Origin of the sequence: Niveibacterium terrae, from assembly GCF_048213115.1 — a bacterium.
GTDB lineage: Bacteria > Pseudomonadota > Gammaproteobacteria > Burkholderiales > Rhodocyclaceae > Niveibacterium > Niveibacterium terrae.
On the sequence record NZ_CP172404.1, the window covers coordinates 1,867,028 to 1,882,107 of the forward strand.

At 59.7% G+C, this 15,080-nt stretch carries 18 protein-coding genes and 1 pseudogene; 11 read left to right on the forward strand and 8 right to left on the reverse strand.

Annotated features, from left to right (window positions below; all coding sequences use genetic code 11):
• Positions 1 to 128 precede the first annotated feature (128 nt).
• Entirely contained in the window at positions 129 to 968 is an 840-nt protein-coding gene (locus ACHFB9_RS08620; protein ID WP_417071145.1) for a hypothetical protein, read from the reverse strand.
• Positions 969 to 1,019: 51 nt separating this feature from the next.
• Positions 1,020 to 1,466, reverse strand: coding sequence for an SsrA-binding protein SmpB (gene smpB / locus ACHFB9_RS08625; RefSeq protein WP_417071147.1), 447 nt, complete (start codon positions 1,464 to 1,466; stop codon positions 1,020 to 1,022).
• Positions 1,467 to 1,531: 65 nt separating this feature from the next.
• Between smpB and ACHFB9_RS08630 the strand changes: the two genes are divergently transcribed.
• A complete protein-coding gene (locus tag ACHFB9_RS08630) occupies positions 1,532 to 1,972 on the forward strand; it encodes a type II toxin-antitoxin system RatA family toxin (protein ID WP_417071357.1) in 441 nt (146 codons plus the stop codon).
• Positions 1,969 to 2,286: an RnfH family protein gene (locus ACHFB9_RS08635; RefSeq protein ID WP_417071149.1), complete on the forward strand. Its 318-nt coding sequence runs from the start codon at positions 1,969 to 1,971 to the stop codon at positions 2,284 to 2,286. Before ACHFB9_RS08630 ends, ACHFB9_RS08635 begins: the two co-directional genes overlap by 4 nt.
• A gap of 19 nt (positions 2,287 to 2,305) precedes the next feature.
• On the opposite strand, the gene ACHFB9_RS08640 is transcribed toward ACHFB9_RS08635, so the two are convergent.
• On the reverse strand, positions 2,306 to 2,755 hold the full coding sequence (locus tag ACHFB9_RS08640; protein ID WP_417071151.1) for a DUF4124 domain-containing protein: 450 nt from the start codon (positions 2,753 to 2,755) through the stop codon (positions 2,306 to 2,308).
• A 77-nt stretch (positions 2,756 to 2,832) separates the two neighbouring features.
• Between ACHFB9_RS08640 and guaB the strand changes: the two genes are divergently transcribed.
• The 7 genes from guaB to ACHFB9_RS08675 all read left to right on the forward strand — a co-directional run bounded on the left by guaB (position 2,833) and on the right by ACHFB9_RS08675 (position 10,687).
• Positions 2,833 to 4,293 (forward strand): IMP dehydrogenase, encoded by a 1,461-nt coding sequence (gene guaB, locus ACHFB9_RS08645; protein WP_417071152.1) that lies wholly within the window; start codon positions 2,833 to 2,835, stop codon positions 4,291 to 4,293.
• A 94-nt stretch (positions 4,294 to 4,387) separates the two neighbouring features.
• Positions 4,388 to 5,971, forward strand: a complete 1,584-nt coding sequence (gene guaA / locus ACHFB9_RS08650; RefSeq protein WP_417071153.1) for a glutamine-hydrolyzing GMP synthase — start codon at positions 4,388 to 4,390, stop codon at positions 5,969 to 5,971.
• A 305-nt stretch (positions 5,972 to 6,276) separates the two neighbouring features.
• Positions 6,277 to 6,525, forward strand: a complete 249-nt coding sequence (locus ACHFB9_RS08655; RefSeq protein WP_417071154.1) for a hypothetical protein — start codon at positions 6,277 to 6,279, stop codon at positions 6,523 to 6,525.
• Between the two features lie 543 nt (positions 6,526 to 7,068).
• Complete coding sequence (locus tag ACHFB9_RS08660; RefSeq protein WP_417071155.1) at positions 7,069 to 8,508, forward strand: SEFIR domain-containing protein; 1,440 nt, start codon at positions 7,069 to 7,071, stop codon at positions 8,506 to 8,508.
• Positions 8,509 to 8,588: 80 nt separating this feature from the next.
• Positions 8,589 to 8,912 (forward strand): hypothetical protein, encoded by a 324-nt coding sequence (locus ACHFB9_RS08665; protein WP_417071157.1) that lies wholly within the window; start codon positions 8,589 to 8,591, stop codon positions 8,910 to 8,912.
• Between the two features lie 35 nt (positions 8,913 to 8,947).
• Positions 8,948 to 10,162, forward strand: coding sequence for an IS256 family transposase (locus tag ACHFB9_RS08670; protein WP_417068692.1), 1,215 nt, complete (start codon positions 8,948 to 8,950; stop codon positions 10,160 to 10,162).
• Entirely contained in the window at positions 10,163 to 10,687 is a 525-nt protein-coding gene (locus ACHFB9_RS08675; RefSeq protein ID WP_417071159.1) for a hypothetical protein, read from the forward strand.
• Between the two features lie 119 nt (positions 10,688 to 10,806).
• On the opposite strand, the pseudogene ACHFB9_RS08680 reads toward ACHFB9_RS08675, so the two are convergent.
• Both ACHFB9_RS08680 and ACHFB9_RS08685 read right to left on the reverse strand, forming a co-directional pair.
• A pseudogene (locus ACHFB9_RS08680) lies at positions 10,807 to 10,932 on the reverse strand (hypothetical protein); the annotation flags it as partial.
• Positions 10,933 to 11,020: 88 nt separating this feature from the next.
• Entirely contained in the window at positions 11,021 to 11,767 is a 747-nt protein-coding gene (locus tag ACHFB9_RS08685; protein WP_417071161.1) for an SAM-dependent methyltransferase, read from the reverse strand.
• Positions 11,768 to 12,029: 262 nt separating this feature from the next.
• On the opposite strand from ACHFB9_RS08685, the gene ACHFB9_RS08690 reads away from it, so the two are divergent.
• Positions 12,030 to 12,899: a family 16 glycosylhydrolase gene (locus ACHFB9_RS08690; RefSeq protein WP_417071162.1), complete on the forward strand. Its 870-nt coding sequence runs from the start codon at positions 12,030 to 12,032 to the stop codon at positions 12,897 to 12,899.
• A 94-nt stretch (positions 12,900 to 12,993) separates the two neighbouring features.
• On the opposite strand, the gene ACHFB9_RS08695 is transcribed toward ACHFB9_RS08690, so the two are convergent.
• The 3 genes from ACHFB9_RS08695 to ACHFB9_RS08705 form a co-directional block, all read right to left on the reverse strand.
• Entirely contained in the window at positions 12,994 to 13,272 is a 279-nt protein-coding gene (locus tag ACHFB9_RS08695; protein WP_417071164.1) for a hypothetical protein, read from the reverse strand.
• Between the two features lie 87 nt (positions 13,273 to 13,359).
• A complete protein-coding gene (locus tag ACHFB9_RS08700; RefSeq protein WP_417071166.1) occupies positions 13,360 to 14,112 on the reverse strand; it encodes an FRG domain-containing protein in 753 nt (250 codons plus the stop codon).
• Between the two features lie 27 nt (positions 14,113 to 14,139).
• Positions 14,140 to 14,559 (reverse strand): hypothetical protein, encoded by a 420-nt coding sequence (locus ACHFB9_RS08705; RefSeq protein WP_417071168.1) that lies wholly within the window; start codon positions 14,557 to 14,559, stop codon positions 14,140 to 14,142.
• A gap of 298 nt (positions 14,560 to 14,857) precedes the next feature.
• On the opposite strand from ACHFB9_RS08705, the gene ACHFB9_RS08710 reads away from it, so the two are divergent.
• The gene (locus ACHFB9_RS08710) at positions 14,858 to 15,010 is read left to right on the forward strand and encodes a DUF1778 domain-containing protein (RefSeq protein ID WP_417071170.1); all 153 of its coding nucleotides are present in this window, start codon (positions 14,858 to 14,860) and stop codon (positions 15,008 to 15,010) included.
• Positions 15,011 to 15,080: the final 70 nt, after the last annotated feature.

Below are 15,080 nucleotides of genomic sequence, written 5' to 3' on the forward strand. Positions count from 1 at the left end.
GTCTTGGATGAAGGGTTGAGTCCGGGCCGGATTCCGGCCCGGGGCGGATCATATCGAGAAGTGTGACGGTTTGTGTGAAGCGAAAATTAAAATGATCCCGAGGGCATGAAACGCTGCGCCCGGCCGGCCTATCTGAGAACCCGAGGCGTTGCGCTGGTCGCGATCCGCGACTTGAGACTTTCGAGCGCAGCCTTGATATCGTCGAACGCGAAATTGTCCCTGAGCACTGCGCGCCAGGTTTTCTGCATGACCTGGTTGGTATGCCTGGCCTCGGTCAGCAGAGTCAGGATCTGCGGCGCATGGACATAGTCGGACCACGCGCTCTTCCATTCCGCGCCCAGCTCTTTGCCGGCGGGCTGGCTCAGGAACGGGGCACAGACCTTCAGCTGGTAATCCAGTTCGCGCGCGCTGTTTTCCCGGGATTCTATCCAGTCGATCTGCTGTTTGAGCATCGTCTCGTCGCGAACCAGAGCCTGGGCGATCGCGTCGGCGTCGCGCGCCAGAGCGTTCGAGAGTGCCAGAGCCCGCGACTGCCGGGTGAAGAGCCCCCCCATCCCCGTGAAGCTGTCACTGGGTAGACTCAGACTCGTTGGCAGGGAGTCGGCGACCTTGCCCAGGGTCTGGGCGGTGCTCTCACCAGGGTCGCCCTTGGCGATCGACGCATATTCGGCGAAGCGGTTCTGCAGCTTGTCCAGCTCGAGTTCTTCCTGGGCGACCACCTGCGCCCGCGCTTTGAGTTCAGCTGTCTGGCGCGCCAGCTGTTCGGGAGTGCGCGGCTCCTGGCTGTGGGCGAGCAGTTCGGCGCTGAAGGCGATCGACTTGTCCAGCGCAAGCTCGTTGACCTTCTTCAGCGTTGCAACGTACTGCTTGCCCGTATCGGCCAGATCCTCGGCCCGATCGATCGCGAGGGTCGAACACCCCGTCAAAACCAGAGCCGCCAGAATGGCGCCCAGAGAAGACTGTGACATGGCTTTTCCGGTGATCCGCCACGCTCCGGGAGGGGCGGGCGGGCCTGCATTTTAGTGTTTGTCGCGCATCAGGCGCTGCTTTTCCCGTTCCCAGTCGCGGGCTTTTTCATCATCGCGCTTGTCGAACAGCTTCTTGCCCTTGCCCAGGCCGACCGAGATCTTGATCCTGCCTTTGCTGTAGTGCAGGTCGAGCGGGACCAGCGCGAAGCCGGCGCGTTCGACCTTGCCGATCAGACGGCTGATCTCTTCCGCGTGCAGCAACAGCTTGCGGGTGCGAGTCGGGTCGGGATTGACGTGGGTCGAGGCGGACAGCAGGGGACTGATGTGCATGCCGATCACGAAGACTTCGGCGTCGCGGACGATCACATAGCACTCGCGGATCTGGACGCGGCCGGCGCGGATCGCCTTGACCTCCCATCCTTCCAGTGCCATGCCCGCTTCGAAGCGCTCTTCGATGAAGTAGTCGTGTCCGGCCTTGCGGTTGTCGATGATGCTCATGGTGCGTGATCTCTGCGCTGCCGGTAAAATGAAGCATTCTAGCAATGACCCGCCTCGCGGCCCCTATGGAAGAAGTCCGCAAAGTCGTTCTGATCGAGTTTACCCCCGCCCAGATGTTCGATCTGGTCGAAAACATCGAAGCCTACCCGGAATATCTGCCCTGGTGCAGCGCAGCCGAGGTCTTCTCGCGCACCGCGACGCATACCTCCGCCCGCATTCATGCCAGCTATCACGGCATGGGGGCCAGCATCGCCACCGAGAACGACAACGAGCGGCCGGCGAAGATCACGCTCAAACTGCGCGAAGGCCCTTTTCGGCGCTTCGAAGGCGAGTGGAAGTTCTCGCCCCTGGGCGATTCGGCCTGCAAGGTTGAACTGCGCATTGCCTACGAGTTCGCCAGCCGCATCGTCGGCAAGGCGATCGAACCCGTGTTCCAGCACATCTCCAACTCCCTCGTCGACGCGTTCATCAAGCGCGCCGAACAAATCTACGGCCCTCGCCAATGACTGAAACTCTCGCAATCGAAGTCGTCTTCGCGCAGATGCGCCACGCCGATATTGTCCGCATCAAACTGCCCGAAGGCGCATCGGTCAAGGAGGCCGTCGAGGCTTCCGGCTTGCTGCAAAAACACCCCGAGATCGATCTGGATACCGGAAAGTTCGGCGTGTTCGGCAAACTCGTCAAGCCCGATACCGTGCTCAGGAGTGGCGACCGGGTCGAAATCTACCGGCCCCTGATCGCCGATCCGAAGGAAGTGCGGCGCCGTCGCGCCGAAGAGGGAAAGGTCATGAAGAAGGGCGGAGCGGAAGCCACGCCCTGAGTTTCGTTCTGCAGCCGCCTCACTTGCCGCACTTGGCCTCGGCGAGGTCGGCGCGCGCCTTGCGGGTGAGTGCCGAACGCTCCTCGTCCGTGTAGTAGACGTTCTCGCCGCCGACGACGTGCGTGACCCGGATTCCCGACTCGAAAGTCTCCAGCCTCTGTTTGAGCTCGGCGCAGTACTGCCGCTTGGCGTCGTCGCGCTTCTTTTCCTCCGCCGACTTCTGTTCGGCGTCGGCCTTGGCCGCGCTCCGCTCCTTGAACGCGCGGTTCTTCTCGGCGAGCGAGCCGGCCGAAGCGGCGGGCTCGGGTGCTGGGGCGAGCTTTCCGCTCTTGATCTTTATCTTGTTGTCTGCGGGCGGCCGGTCGGAGTAGTGGGTGCGTCCGTCCTTGTCCTTCCACGAATAGATTTCACCGGCAAGGGCGCTGCAGGTAATCAGGGCCATCAGGGTCGATAGCAGGATGCGCTTCATGTCAGGGCTCCGGAGAAGGATTTGCCGGGCACCCGGCAAATCTGTATGATATTGCTTTGCCCGAAAGGATAAAAGCCATGCGACTCGTCAGGAAGGCTCTGACGTTCGACGACGTCCTTCTCGTCCCCGCTCATTCCAATGTCCTCCCCCGCGAAGTCAGCCTTGCCACGCAACTGACCCGCAATATCCGGCTCAACATCCCGCTGATTTCCTCCGCGATGGATACGGTCACGGAGTCCCGCCTCGCGATCGCGCTGGCGCAGGAAGGGGGGATGGGGATCATCCACAAGAACATGAGTTCGAAGCAGCAAGCCCGCGAAGTTTCGCGCGTCAAGCGCTTCGAGTCCGGCGTTCTGAAAGATCCGATCACAATTCCGCCGCAGATGAGCGTGCGTGAAGTGATCGAACTGACCCGCTCCCACCACATCTCCGGTTTCCCGGTCGTCGAAGGCCGCAAGGTCGTCGGCATCGTCACGAACCGCGATCTGCGCTTCGAGCCCGAGCTCGACCAGCCCGTCTCGTCGATCATGACGCCGCGTTCGCGCCTGATCTTCGTCCGCGAAGGCGCTTCTCTTGAAGATGCGCGCTCGCTGATGCACAAGAACCGCCTGGAACGCGTTCTGGTCCTCAACGATGCCGATGAGCTGTGCGGCCTCGTGACGGTCAAGGACATGATGAAGGCAACCGAGCATCCGCTCGCGGCCAAGGACGACACCGGCCGGCTGCGTGTCGGTGCCGCGATCAGCGTCGGCGAAGGCACGGAAGAACGCGCCGAACTGCTCGCCGAAGCAGGCGTCGACGTTCTGGTCGTCGATACCGCGCACGGCCACTCGCAGGGGGTTCTCGACCGCGTCAGCTGGGTCAAGCGCAACTTCCCGCAGGTCCAGGTGATCGGCGGAAACATCGCGACCGCCGCGGCCGCGAAGGCGTTGGCCGATGCTGGCGCCGACGGCGTCAAGGTCGGCATCGGACCGGGTTCGATCTGCACGACGCGGATCGTTGCCGGGGTCGGTGTTCCGCAGATCACCGCGATCGATCAGGTTGCCCAGGCTCTGTCCGGCACCCGGATTCCGCTGATCGCCGACGGTGGCATCCGCTTCTCCGGTGACATTTCGAAGGCGATCGCCGCAGGCGCTTCCTGCGTGATGCTCGGAGGCTTGTTCGCCGGCACTGAAGAGGCTCCGGGCGAGACCGTGCTGTTCCAGGGCCGCTCCTACAAGAGCTACCGCGGCATGGGCTCGCTCGCCGCGATGCAGCAGGGTTCCAGCGACCGCTACTTCCAGGACAACGAGCACGACGCCGAGAAGCTGGTGCCGGAAGGCATCGAAGGCCGCGTCCCCTATAAGGGCCCGGTCGTTGCCGTGATCCATCAGCTGATGGGCGGTTTGCGCTCGTCGATGGGCTATCTCGGTTGCGCGACGGTTGCCGACGTGCACGAGAAGGCCGAGTTCGTCGAGATCACCGCTGCGGGCATCCGCGAGTCTCACGTCCACGACGTGCAGATCACCAAGGAAGCACCCAACTACCACGTCGACTGAGAAGCTCCTTTCCCGGAAGCGTGCGAGGTGGCCGGCTCATGCCGGCCTCCTCGTTTTCGATCCCGCTCTAAGCTGACCCCATTAAGGCCATGCCATGCACGACAAGATCCTGATCCTCGACTTCGGCTCCCAAGTCACCCAACTGATCGCGCGCCGCGTCCGTGAAGCGAACGTGTTCTGCGAGATCCATCCCTGCGACGTGTCCGACGACTTCGTCCGCGCCTACGGTGCGAAGGGCGTGATCCTCTCCGGCAGCCACATGTCGGCCTACGAGGAAGCGAACGACAAGGCCCCCGCGGCCGTGTTCGAGCTGGGCGTTCCCGTGCTCGGAATCTGCTACGGCATGCAGACGATGGCGCTGCAGTTGGGCGGCGGAGTCGAAGCGGGCAAGGTCCGTGAGTTCGGCTATGCGGAAGTGCGCGCCGAAGGCCAGACCCGCCTGCTCGCCGGCATCGAGGATTTCCGCAGCGCGAGCGGTGAGCCGATGCTCAAGGTCTGGATGAGCCACGGTGACAAGGTCTCGGCGCTGCCTCCCGGCTTCTCGCTGATGGCCTCGACCCCGTCCTGCCCGATCGCGGCGATGGCTGACGAGAAGCGCGGTTTCTACGGCGTCCAGTTCCACCCCGAAGTCACGCATACGGTCCAGGGCACGGCGCTGATCCAGCGCTTCGTCCGTGACATCTGCGCCGCGAAGCCCGACTGGGTCATGGGCGACTACATCGCCGAGGCGGTCGCGAAGATCCGCGAGCAGGTCGGTTCCGACGAAGTGATCCTGGGCCTGTCGGGCGGTGTCGACTCCTCGGTTGCCGCGGCGCTGATCCACCGCGCGATCGGCGATCAGCTGACCTGCGTCTTCGTCGACAACGGCCTGCTGCGCCTGAACGAAGCCGACATGGTCATGGACATGTTCGCCCGCAACATGGGCGTCAAGGTGATCCACGTCGATGCGAGCGAACAATTCCTCGGCAAGCTCGCCGGCGTCTCCGACCCGGAAGCCAAGCGCAAGATCATCGGCCGCGAGTTCGTCGAAGTGTTCCAGACCGAGTCCGCGAAGCTCGCGAACGCGAAGTGGCTCGCCCAGGGCACGATCTACCCGGACGTGATCGAGTCGGCCGGCGCGAAGTCGAAGAAGGCGACGACGATCAAGAGCCACCACAACGTCGGTGGCCTGCCCGATACGCTGCATCTGAAGCTGCTCGAACCGCTGCGCGAGCTGTTCAAGGACGAAGTGCGCGCGCTGGGCGTCGCGCTGGGCCTGCCGCCCTCGATGGTCTATCGCCACCCGTTCCCGGGGCCGGGCCTCGGCGTGCGCATCCTCGGCGAAGTGAAGAAGGACTACGCGGATCTGCTGCGCCGCGCCGACGCGATCTTCATCGAAGAGCTGCGTGCGACCGTCGACGAGAACTCGGGCAAGAACTGGTACGACCTGACCAGCCAGGCCTTCGCGGTCTTCCTGCCGGTCAAGAGCGTCGGCGTGATGGGCGACGGCCGCACCTACGATTACGTCGTTGCGCTGCGCGCGGTGCAGACCCAGGACTTCATGACCGCGCACTGGGCGCATCTGCCCTATGAGCTGCTCGGAAAAGTCAGCAACCGGATCATCAACGAAGTGCGCGGCATCAACCGCGTCGTCTACGATGTCTCCGGCAAGCCGCCCGCGACGATCGAGTGGGAGTGATCCCGGCTTCGCAGATCCGGCTCCGTGCCCCAGAAAAAGCCCGCAGCGATGCGGGCTTTTTTGCGTCTGGAGATTCTGTCTGCAGGGGAGGGGGGATGCGTCTGCCGCGTTTGAGCCGCGACGCTGTGCTGTCGCATAATCGATTTTGCGCAAAAGTCCCGATTTCTAATCGTTTTTGCGCAACGATAATCGATCGTCGGACTTCTGGATCGAATCTACACGTTTTCTGGCGTGCACCAGGGAAGCGCTATCCGGTGCGCAGGCGATGGAATCTGAAGTTCTGACGGTTTCTCAAGGAGGGCACGATGCCCGAGAGCAAGAAGTACTGGTTCCCGAAGAAGCGCTACGGTTGGGGCTGGGGGCTTCCGGTCGCGTGGCAGGGCTGGCTCGTTCTGGCGATCTACGCCGTCCTGCTCGCCGTCGGCGCCGCCGAACTGTTGCCCGAGCGAGGTCCCGCGGTCTTCCTGACCTATTCAGGACTCGTCACGCTGGTGCTGATCGCGATCTGCTGGATCAAGGGCGAGCCGCCGCAGTGGAAGTGGGGGGATCGGTGAGAGACCTGTTCCTCCAGAGATGATCGAAGGCAAGGCCTGAGCCCGTTGATTTCCCCGTTCCGCCCAGAGCCTGAAGAAACACCCGAGAAGCCCGCAGCGATGCGGGCTTCTCGCATTCGGAGCATGCCTGCCAGGTTGCTGACGTGTGCCGGCGCGGCCGGTGATCCAGGGGAGGGGGCGAGTCGGTGGTCAAAGCGCCGGTCGTGACGCGGCAGCGTGCGGCGCCGAGATCGACCTCGGAGACGACTCCGGGGCGGATCAGGCTTTCAAGGCGGCGGGAGTGGACGGAGGTGGGTTCCATGCCTGCGAGGATGGCGCGCGCGGGTGGGCCTGGTGGTCTGCGTGTTGTGGCGGGTGACGACACAACATCAGAAGGCGCATACTGCACAGCGCTGAATCGATAGCGTTGGGCGGGTGGTTGGGGTTTGAGTTAGATCAAAATGATCGAAAGCAAGACCTGACCCCAAGGGTTTTATGACCCCAAGGGTTTTAGGCGGCAAAACTGATCCCTATAACAAGTTATGCCTTAGAGGTACACAGCGCATGAGTTCGCCACCTCGTCTATTCATTTCTTATAGCTGGTCAACGTCCGAGCACGAGCAGTGGGTCATTGATCTAGCAACAGAGCTAGTAAACAGTGGCGTAGATGTGGTCTTAGATAAGTGGGATTTGCGCGAAGGCCACGATTCCATTGCGTTCATGGAAAAGATGGTTACTGACCCATCAATATCAAAGGTCATCCTTGTATGCGATCAGGTCTACGCAAGCAAGGCCGATGATAGATCAGGCGGCGTCGGAACTGAAACTCAGATCATTTCCGCTGAAGTCTACGCAAAGCAGTCTCAAGATAAGTTCGTCGCAGTTATCGCTGAAAAGAGCGATGCAGGCAAACCCTACTTACCCGCCTATTACAAGTCACGCATCTACGTTGATCTTAGCGAGATTGACCGTTATTCAGAGAACTTCGAAAAGCTCTTGCGCTGGATATTCGACAAGCCGTTATACATGAAGCCGGAAATAGGAAAACCACCGTCATTTATCATTGAACCCGATGCGCCTGCGCTGGGAACCAGCGCGCTCGCAAAACGGGTTATTGAAGGCATTAAATCTGAAAAGGGCTATGCACGTGGCGCCCTTGATGAATACCTTTCCCTTTTCTCGGAACATCTCGAACGATTTCGCATTGCCGGCGGCGAGGGTGAAATGGATGATCGGGTAGTGAAGTCAATTGAGGACTTTACTCCTTCACGCAACGAACTGATTCAGATAGTCACGGCGCTTGCGCAGTATGCCGACCCACAAACGTATGTGCCGCGTATTCATAGGTTCTTTGAATCCCTTGTGCCATATCTTTCACGCCCGCCGCAGATAACCCAGTGGATCGATGTGGATTTCGACAACTTTAAATTCATTGTTCATGAGCTGTTTCTTTATTCAATTGCGGTTCTCCTGCGCGGCGAGCACATTGAATCGGCTACATACCTGTTGTCTCAGCCGTACTATGTTCCGGGTAACTCTGATTGCGGCAAGAATGCAATTGTTAGCTATACGGTCTTCCGTGAACACATGAAGTCCTTGGATATTCGAAACCAACGACTCAAGAGCAATCGCCTCTCGATGAGGGCTGACCTTCTTGAGCAACGATCAAAGACTTCAGGTGTGCTGTTCCGATATGTCATGCAAGCAGATTTCGTTTGCTTTCTCCGTGCTGACTTGATTCGCACTGATAGCTACGACAGATGGTGGCCAGAGACATTGATTTACGCAGACAGGCATTACGGCCCGTTTGAATTATTTGCGAGGTCCGTGTCGAAAACCTACTTATCGCGCACCTTATCGCTTTTGGGGGTCGCCAGCCTAGATGAACTTAAAGCGAAGCTCGATGAGTACGCTTCCGGTAGAAGGAATCTCCCGCGATGGCAATTCGATTCCTTTGGTCCATCGACATTGCTTGGTTTTGGTCAACTTGGTACAAAGGTATAACCCGGTAGTCAACCGGGTTTGCGCAAAAAAAAAGCGCGGACCGGTTGCTTCTGTGTTAGATGAATTTAGGAGAAGTGCGCATGAAAGTATTTCTCAGCTGGTCTGGTCAGAGCAGCAAAGAAGTTGCCAACTTGCTTAGCGATTGGCTTTGCTGTGTGATTCAAGCCTCACGGCCTTGGATTTCAACAAGAGACCTTGATCGTGGCTCACTCTGGTTCGGCGAAATCAATGATCAGCTGAAAGATACAACGGTGGGCATCATCTGCCTTACCCAAGAGAACAAGACACGCCCTTGGATATTGTTTGAAGCAGGTGCACTAGCAAAAGGTCTTTCTACGTCGCGTGTTTGTACTTTGCTCGTCGATTTGGGAGTCTGTAAATTGAACTGTGTAACTGACCTCTGAGACGATAGAGCCCAGACAGGGCAAGGAGGCGTTACATGAAGCTGACACCGGAGCAGTTGGACGCGTTGGTGGGCGAGTGCCGGGATCCGAAGGAGATGGCGTCGCTGTACTCGCAGATGCTGCAGCACATGATCAACCGCTCGCTGGAAGCGGAGATGCAAACGCATCTGGGCTACGCGCAGAACGAGTCGGCGCCCGAGGATGCGGGAAACAACCGGCGCAATGGCAAGAGCCGCAAGACGGTGCAGAGCGAAGTGGGCGACTTGCAGATCGAGACGCCGCGCGATCGCTCGGGCAGCTTCGAGCCGCAGCTGGTCAAGAAGCGTCAGGTGCGCCTGGCGGGGATGGAAGAGAAGATCCTGACGCTGTACGCCAAGGGGATGACCACGCGGGACATCGAATCCGCGTTGGTCGATCTGTATGGCGTGACGATCTCGCACGCGCTGATCGCGCAGGTGACCGACGCGGTGCTCGACGAAGCGCGCGCCTGGCAGAACCGACCGCTCGAAGCGATCTATCCGATCGTCTGGCTCGACGGAATCGTCGTGAAAGTTCAGCAGAACAAGCAGGTCATCAACAAAGCCGCGCATGTGGTGCTCGGGGTGAATCTGCGCGGCGAGAAGGAAGTGCTGGGACTGTGGCTCAACGAGAACGAAGGGGCCAAGTTCTGGCTGTCGGTGCTCACCGAGCTGCGCCATCGCGGTGTGCAGGACATCTACATCGCCAGCATGGATGGGCTCAAAGGCTTGCCGGAAGCGGTTAATGCGGTGTTTCCGAATACGCTCACGCAGCTGTGCATCGTGCATCTGGTGCGCGCCAGTCTGCGCTATGTCGCAACGCGCGACAGCAAGGCGGTGGTGGCCGCGCTCAAGCGCATTTACCAGTCGGCGAGCGCCGAGGAGGCCTCTGCCGAACTCGATGCGTTCGAGACCGAATGGGGCGAGAAATATCGGGCGGTCGTGCGATTGTGGCGGGGCAATTGGGACAATGTCATTCCGTTCTTCCAGTTCCTGCCGCAGATCCGCAAGGTGATCTATACGACCAATGCGATCGAATCTCTGAACATGGTCATGCGCAAGCTCACGCGCAACCGACGGATCTTCCCGAACGACGACTCGGCGCTCAAATCGCTGTTCCTGGCGATCCGGGAAGCCTCGAAAGGCTGGAAGGCAATCCACCACTGGAAGCCCGCTCTGCAGAGCTTCCAGGTAATGTTCGGCGAAGAGCGCGTGCCGCTAAATGCGCTGTGATTGGGAATTTACACAGTTCGTTTGACAGACCCCGATTTGGAGCCAAAAGATATTGAAGATCCATTAGCCCAGTTCAATCACACCTTCCCCACTCGCGAGAGCGTGCTTGGGTTAGTTAAGACGCTGAATAGCACTCTTGCGGGAAACGGGCTAGACAACAGGATTCTCGAGCAAGTTTTTACTACCTATTGGCCACAATTCGAGACTCGCTTCGCAAAAATCCTTGCAACTACGGAAGCACAACCTCCGTCGAAACCACGCCCAAAAGAAGATGTGCTAGTCGAGATTCTGGAAAACACCAGAATGCTGAACTCAAGAATTAGCCGGCTTGAACGTGAGACGGCTGAACGATCTCGCATGCGAGACATGGATATGCCGATGAGCATGAATCCCGATGAAGTAATGGCAATGGCAAAGGCGGGAGTTCCGATTGAGGTGATCATGGACAGGTTTAGCGGCCGCCTTCCGAAGAGTTTGTTAAAAGAACTCTTGTCAAACTTCGAGCGCGCGAAATCTAGCGAATAAATCTGACAATGCGGTCAAGGCCGCTCCCTCCTGTCGCTGGACGCAGCGCGATAAAGCGCCGCGCAGCGTCCCTTACCTACAGCGTTGAACGTCCGCTTTCCAAGAGGCTGACCGACTGCTCAGGGTCGGTAGCACCCCTCCGAACTGTTGGCGTCGCTTTGCCCAACGTATTTTGATGCGATTTGCGCCAACACGAGGTCTTCGATCCTCTCGAAGTCCTCGTCCGAGATCCCCAGCAGCTCCCGCGCCGGGTAGGTGTATTCCGGCCCTCCCGGTTTTGCCTGGTCACGCCGGCCAAGCTGAGGCGTTTGAGGTCACCATGCTTTCAAACACCTACCGCTTCATCAGCGCGAACACGCCCCAGCCCAGGTATTCGCGCGTGTAGGTGGCGTAGCGTACGGGCTCCGAGTTCAGTTGCTCGCGAACCTCTCTCGCGAAGTCGTCGTCGGGATTCGCTGCTAGCCATCGGCGCATCGTGAGCCACTTGGCCGCCTCGTACCTGTCCCAGCCGTCTTGATCCGCCAGAACCATTTCCACGACGTCGTAGCCGAGATCGCCGAAAGACGCGAGAAGGAGTGGAAGCGCGAGATAGTCGGAGATCGAAGCGGCAAGGCATCCCTTGGCGACGTCTTCGGTTGGCGGTCGCTGCCGCCAGTAGGGTTCGCCGATCAGGATGAGCCCTCCGGTGCAGAGGCTCTTCGCCAGCAGTTCGATCGTGCCGGCGACGCCTCCACCGATCCAGGTGGCGCCGATACAGGCGGCCACTCCGGCCTTTTCATCGGCGACGTAGTCTGCCGCGTCGCCGTGGATGAACTCGACCCGATCGGAGACTCCGAGCTCGTCGGCGCGGAGTTTGGCTTGCCCGGTGAACAGCGGGCTCATGTCGATTCCGGTGCCGCGGATTCCGTGATCGCGAGCCCATGTGCACAGCATCTCGCCCGAACCGCTGCCCAGATCGAGGACACGGGTCGCCGGTGCCTGGCGCAACGCCGCGCCGAGCGTGGCGAGCTTTTCGGGCGTGAACGGGTTGTGGATCCGGTGAGCGCTTTCGGTGATGGTGAAGATCCGGGGAATGTCCACAGCACTGACTCCTTGTCGATAGCGGCATGCCGAGTCTTCCCCTGTGCCTGTTTGGCCCCCTTGGTTGAGATCAAGGATCTGCCTCGAAACGAGCGGCTGTGTCGTTCGGCGGTACGGGGTTCGGGCTCAGGTCCTACATCCGCTGATCCTGTGACAGATCAAGACCCGGCTCGGCTACCCGTATGGCATACTCCGGGCCGGGCCGGCATCGCCTTCGACGATGTCGCGCCGCACCGTCTTGCCTCTACTGATGAAGAAAACGATGAAGATTCTTTCGAATACCCGGGAAATGATCGCGATGGTTCTGGCTGCGCTGGGCCTCGCCGCCTGCGGCGGAGATGGCGCCGAGGTCGCGAGCGCGGTTGATTGGGCTGTGCCGGCGGCTGGAATTCCTGCCGGGTGGAAGATGGTCTGGTCGGACGAGTTCGACAAGGACGGTCTTCCCGATGCCGCGAAATGGGATTACGACGCCGATCGCAACCGATGGGGCTGGTCCAACAACGAAGTGCAGTACTACGCGCGAGACCGCCTGGAGAATGCCCAGGTGCGGAACGGCCACCTCGTCATCACCGCCCGCAAAGAGGATCTGTCGGCGATGCCGGACTGGGGCGGGCAGAAATACTCGTCGGCGCGGCTGGTGACGCGCGGCAAGGCGAGCTGGACCTACGGTTTCTATGAAGTCAGAGCGAAGCTGCCCTGCGGGCGCGGCACCTGGCCGGCTATCTGGACGCTGGGAACCGGCGGCGTCTGGCCCGACGATGGCGAGATCGACATCATGGAGCAGGTCGGTAGCGCGCCGACGATCGTGCGCGGAACGATACACACCAAGGCGTTCAACCACATGATCGGCACCCAGCGCGGCGCGAGCACCCAGGTGAGCGATACCTGCAGCGCGTTTCACAACTACCAGATGACCTGGACCCCCGAGCAGATCCTCGTCGGCGTCGATGGCGTCAATTACTTCCACTTCGCGAACCCGGGAACCGGCTATGCGGCCTGGCCCTACGACAAGCCCCAATACCTGCTGCTGAACATCGCACTGGGCGGGACGATGGGCGGCAGCATCGACGACGCCATTTTTCCGGTCAGCATGGAAGTCGATTACGTCCGCGTCTATCAGCCGGTGCGCTGATCTGGCGGCCATTCCGAAACGGTAAGGGCGGTGGAGTTCCCGGTCTCAATTTGCATCAGACGGTCGAATGCAAGACTGCCCCGGGGCTTTCCTGTCAGCTCTGGATGTCCTTTCGAGAGCCAATTTGTCTTGCAGTCGTTTCGATCAGCAGCCAGATCGAAGCGGGGGCGGCAACCCAGGTCAGGATTTGGCACCAGAAGAGTCCGAAGCCCAGCAGAGGCAGGAGGTCGATGTTGCCAGCATGACAAGGGTTGAGGTTCTTCAGGGTGCCTGTGCAATTGAAATATGCATACGCCCAAGCGGATAAACGCCACCCGCCAACAGCGAGCGCGACAGGGAGGGCTGACAGCATGTAGCGAAAGCGCCATTTCATATGCGAAGTCTGGATTTGATGGGTGGAAGATAGGGCTTAAACTATCGAATTCAGGGCCTGGGTTTGTGGGTTGCTATCTGCTTGCCACTATTTCCAGTATTCCTTTGTTTCTATTGTCCAGTTGATAAACGAGGATAGTCCGTCCAGGTCCGGAAACATTGTTGCGTCGTTGAATCCGTAATACGATAACTGCGAACGCAATTCTGGACGACTTGCCTTGGGGATGAGCAGCGTTTGAATTTCTAACAAGTCATCTGTTGCTTCGGTTAGTGCGCTTGAAGGATTGGGGTGGATTGAAAACATCCCTCCTTGACGTGTGATGCGAGGTTCAATGCGGTGAGGTCGAAATATTGCGATGTGCGGATATTCCGTTGGATTTGACTTTGCTTTTGTTGGTACGACAAATCGAAACTTTGCTGCGAAAATTTTTGAATCCGAGTCTTTGTCTTCTCGTAATGCAAAATAGGCTGCAATTAGTGGGTTTGTTGTCCAGTCAAGCAGTCGAGTGGCGAGGCCATGATGTTGGGCAATCGCCAGCCATTCCCAGTCGTTTTGTGGGCGGGTTGTAACATGTTCAATCGCTTGGCGCTTCCATGAATTGAATACGACAGAGTCGTCTACGTCACGATAGGGCGGGCGGCCAGATTTCGGCCGCAGTTCCCATTTTGCGTCGGAGTGTCCGCGGAACAGCCATTGCTTGTCAGCCTTGTATTTTTGAACGGCTGAGTGTAGGTCTGCGAACGTTTTAACTACGATGTCGGGCATAGGAGCCTTTGTTGTCTGGTCTAAAAAGCGCGGGTCGAAAGGTCTCAGGATCAAACCTTGCTCGCTCATATCCATGAGACAGACCTTTGCCTCCGCTTCTTCTCACCCCACCATCGTCCGCATCGCGTAGAGCACCCCGATCGACAGTGCCGAGGAGAGCAGTGCGATCAGCGCGCTGTGGGCGAGGCTGGCGCCCAACGCGATCCGGAATCCCAAGGTGTAGCCGATCAGCGGCGAGAGCAGGATGACCGGCGCCGAGAGCGCCGCGATCGAGCTCGGGATGGAAGGGCTGCCATAGGCGAAGCTGAACATCGTCAGGCCTGCCAGCAGCACGAATACGAGGGACAGACCGACTGCCCGTAGCGCTTGGCCGTGAGTCGGGTCGATGCCGCTGACGGTCCGCGCGCAGAGCTTGACCGCGGTCGAGACGATCAGGCCGGTCAGGATCAGTCCGAAGGTGAACTTGAGCGGCGCGGCGAACGCGATGCAGAGGAAAACAAAAATCACGAAGAGCATTGCCATTGCGTTTCCTTTTCGGGCGCGGACAGAGAAGGGCGAGTTGCCCTTCTGTTCGGGCAGGCGTTTCCGCGCCGAAACTGCCTCGCAGCATGAGTGTGCCACTTTACTCCCGCCGAATGATGCTGTGCGGCTTGTTCTGCGGGGGCTGAATCCAGAGCCTGGCCCGGTGCGGGTTTCGCTGCGCGCGGGGGCGATGCGTCGAAATTCAGGGCATGATTTCGTGCCAGGAGGTCGATATGACGGCCGCTCGTCTGGATCTTCGTCTGGATGCCCGCGACAAGAGCCGCTGCGCGGCATGGCCGTGTCCGCGTTTGTTCGCGAGACCGATACCAGGATCGCGGCGGATGCCGTCCTTGCGCTGTCCGAGCAGGAGTCGCGACGCTTCCTGGCGGCGCTGGATGAGCCCTTCAGTCCGAATGCCAGGCTGGAGAGGGCGACGGAAGAGGCTTACTGACGGAGGTCGCGCCGGGCGATGGCGCGGAGAGCCGCTTCACAGGGAGGCGGCACCTGGTTAGCCCCGCTTC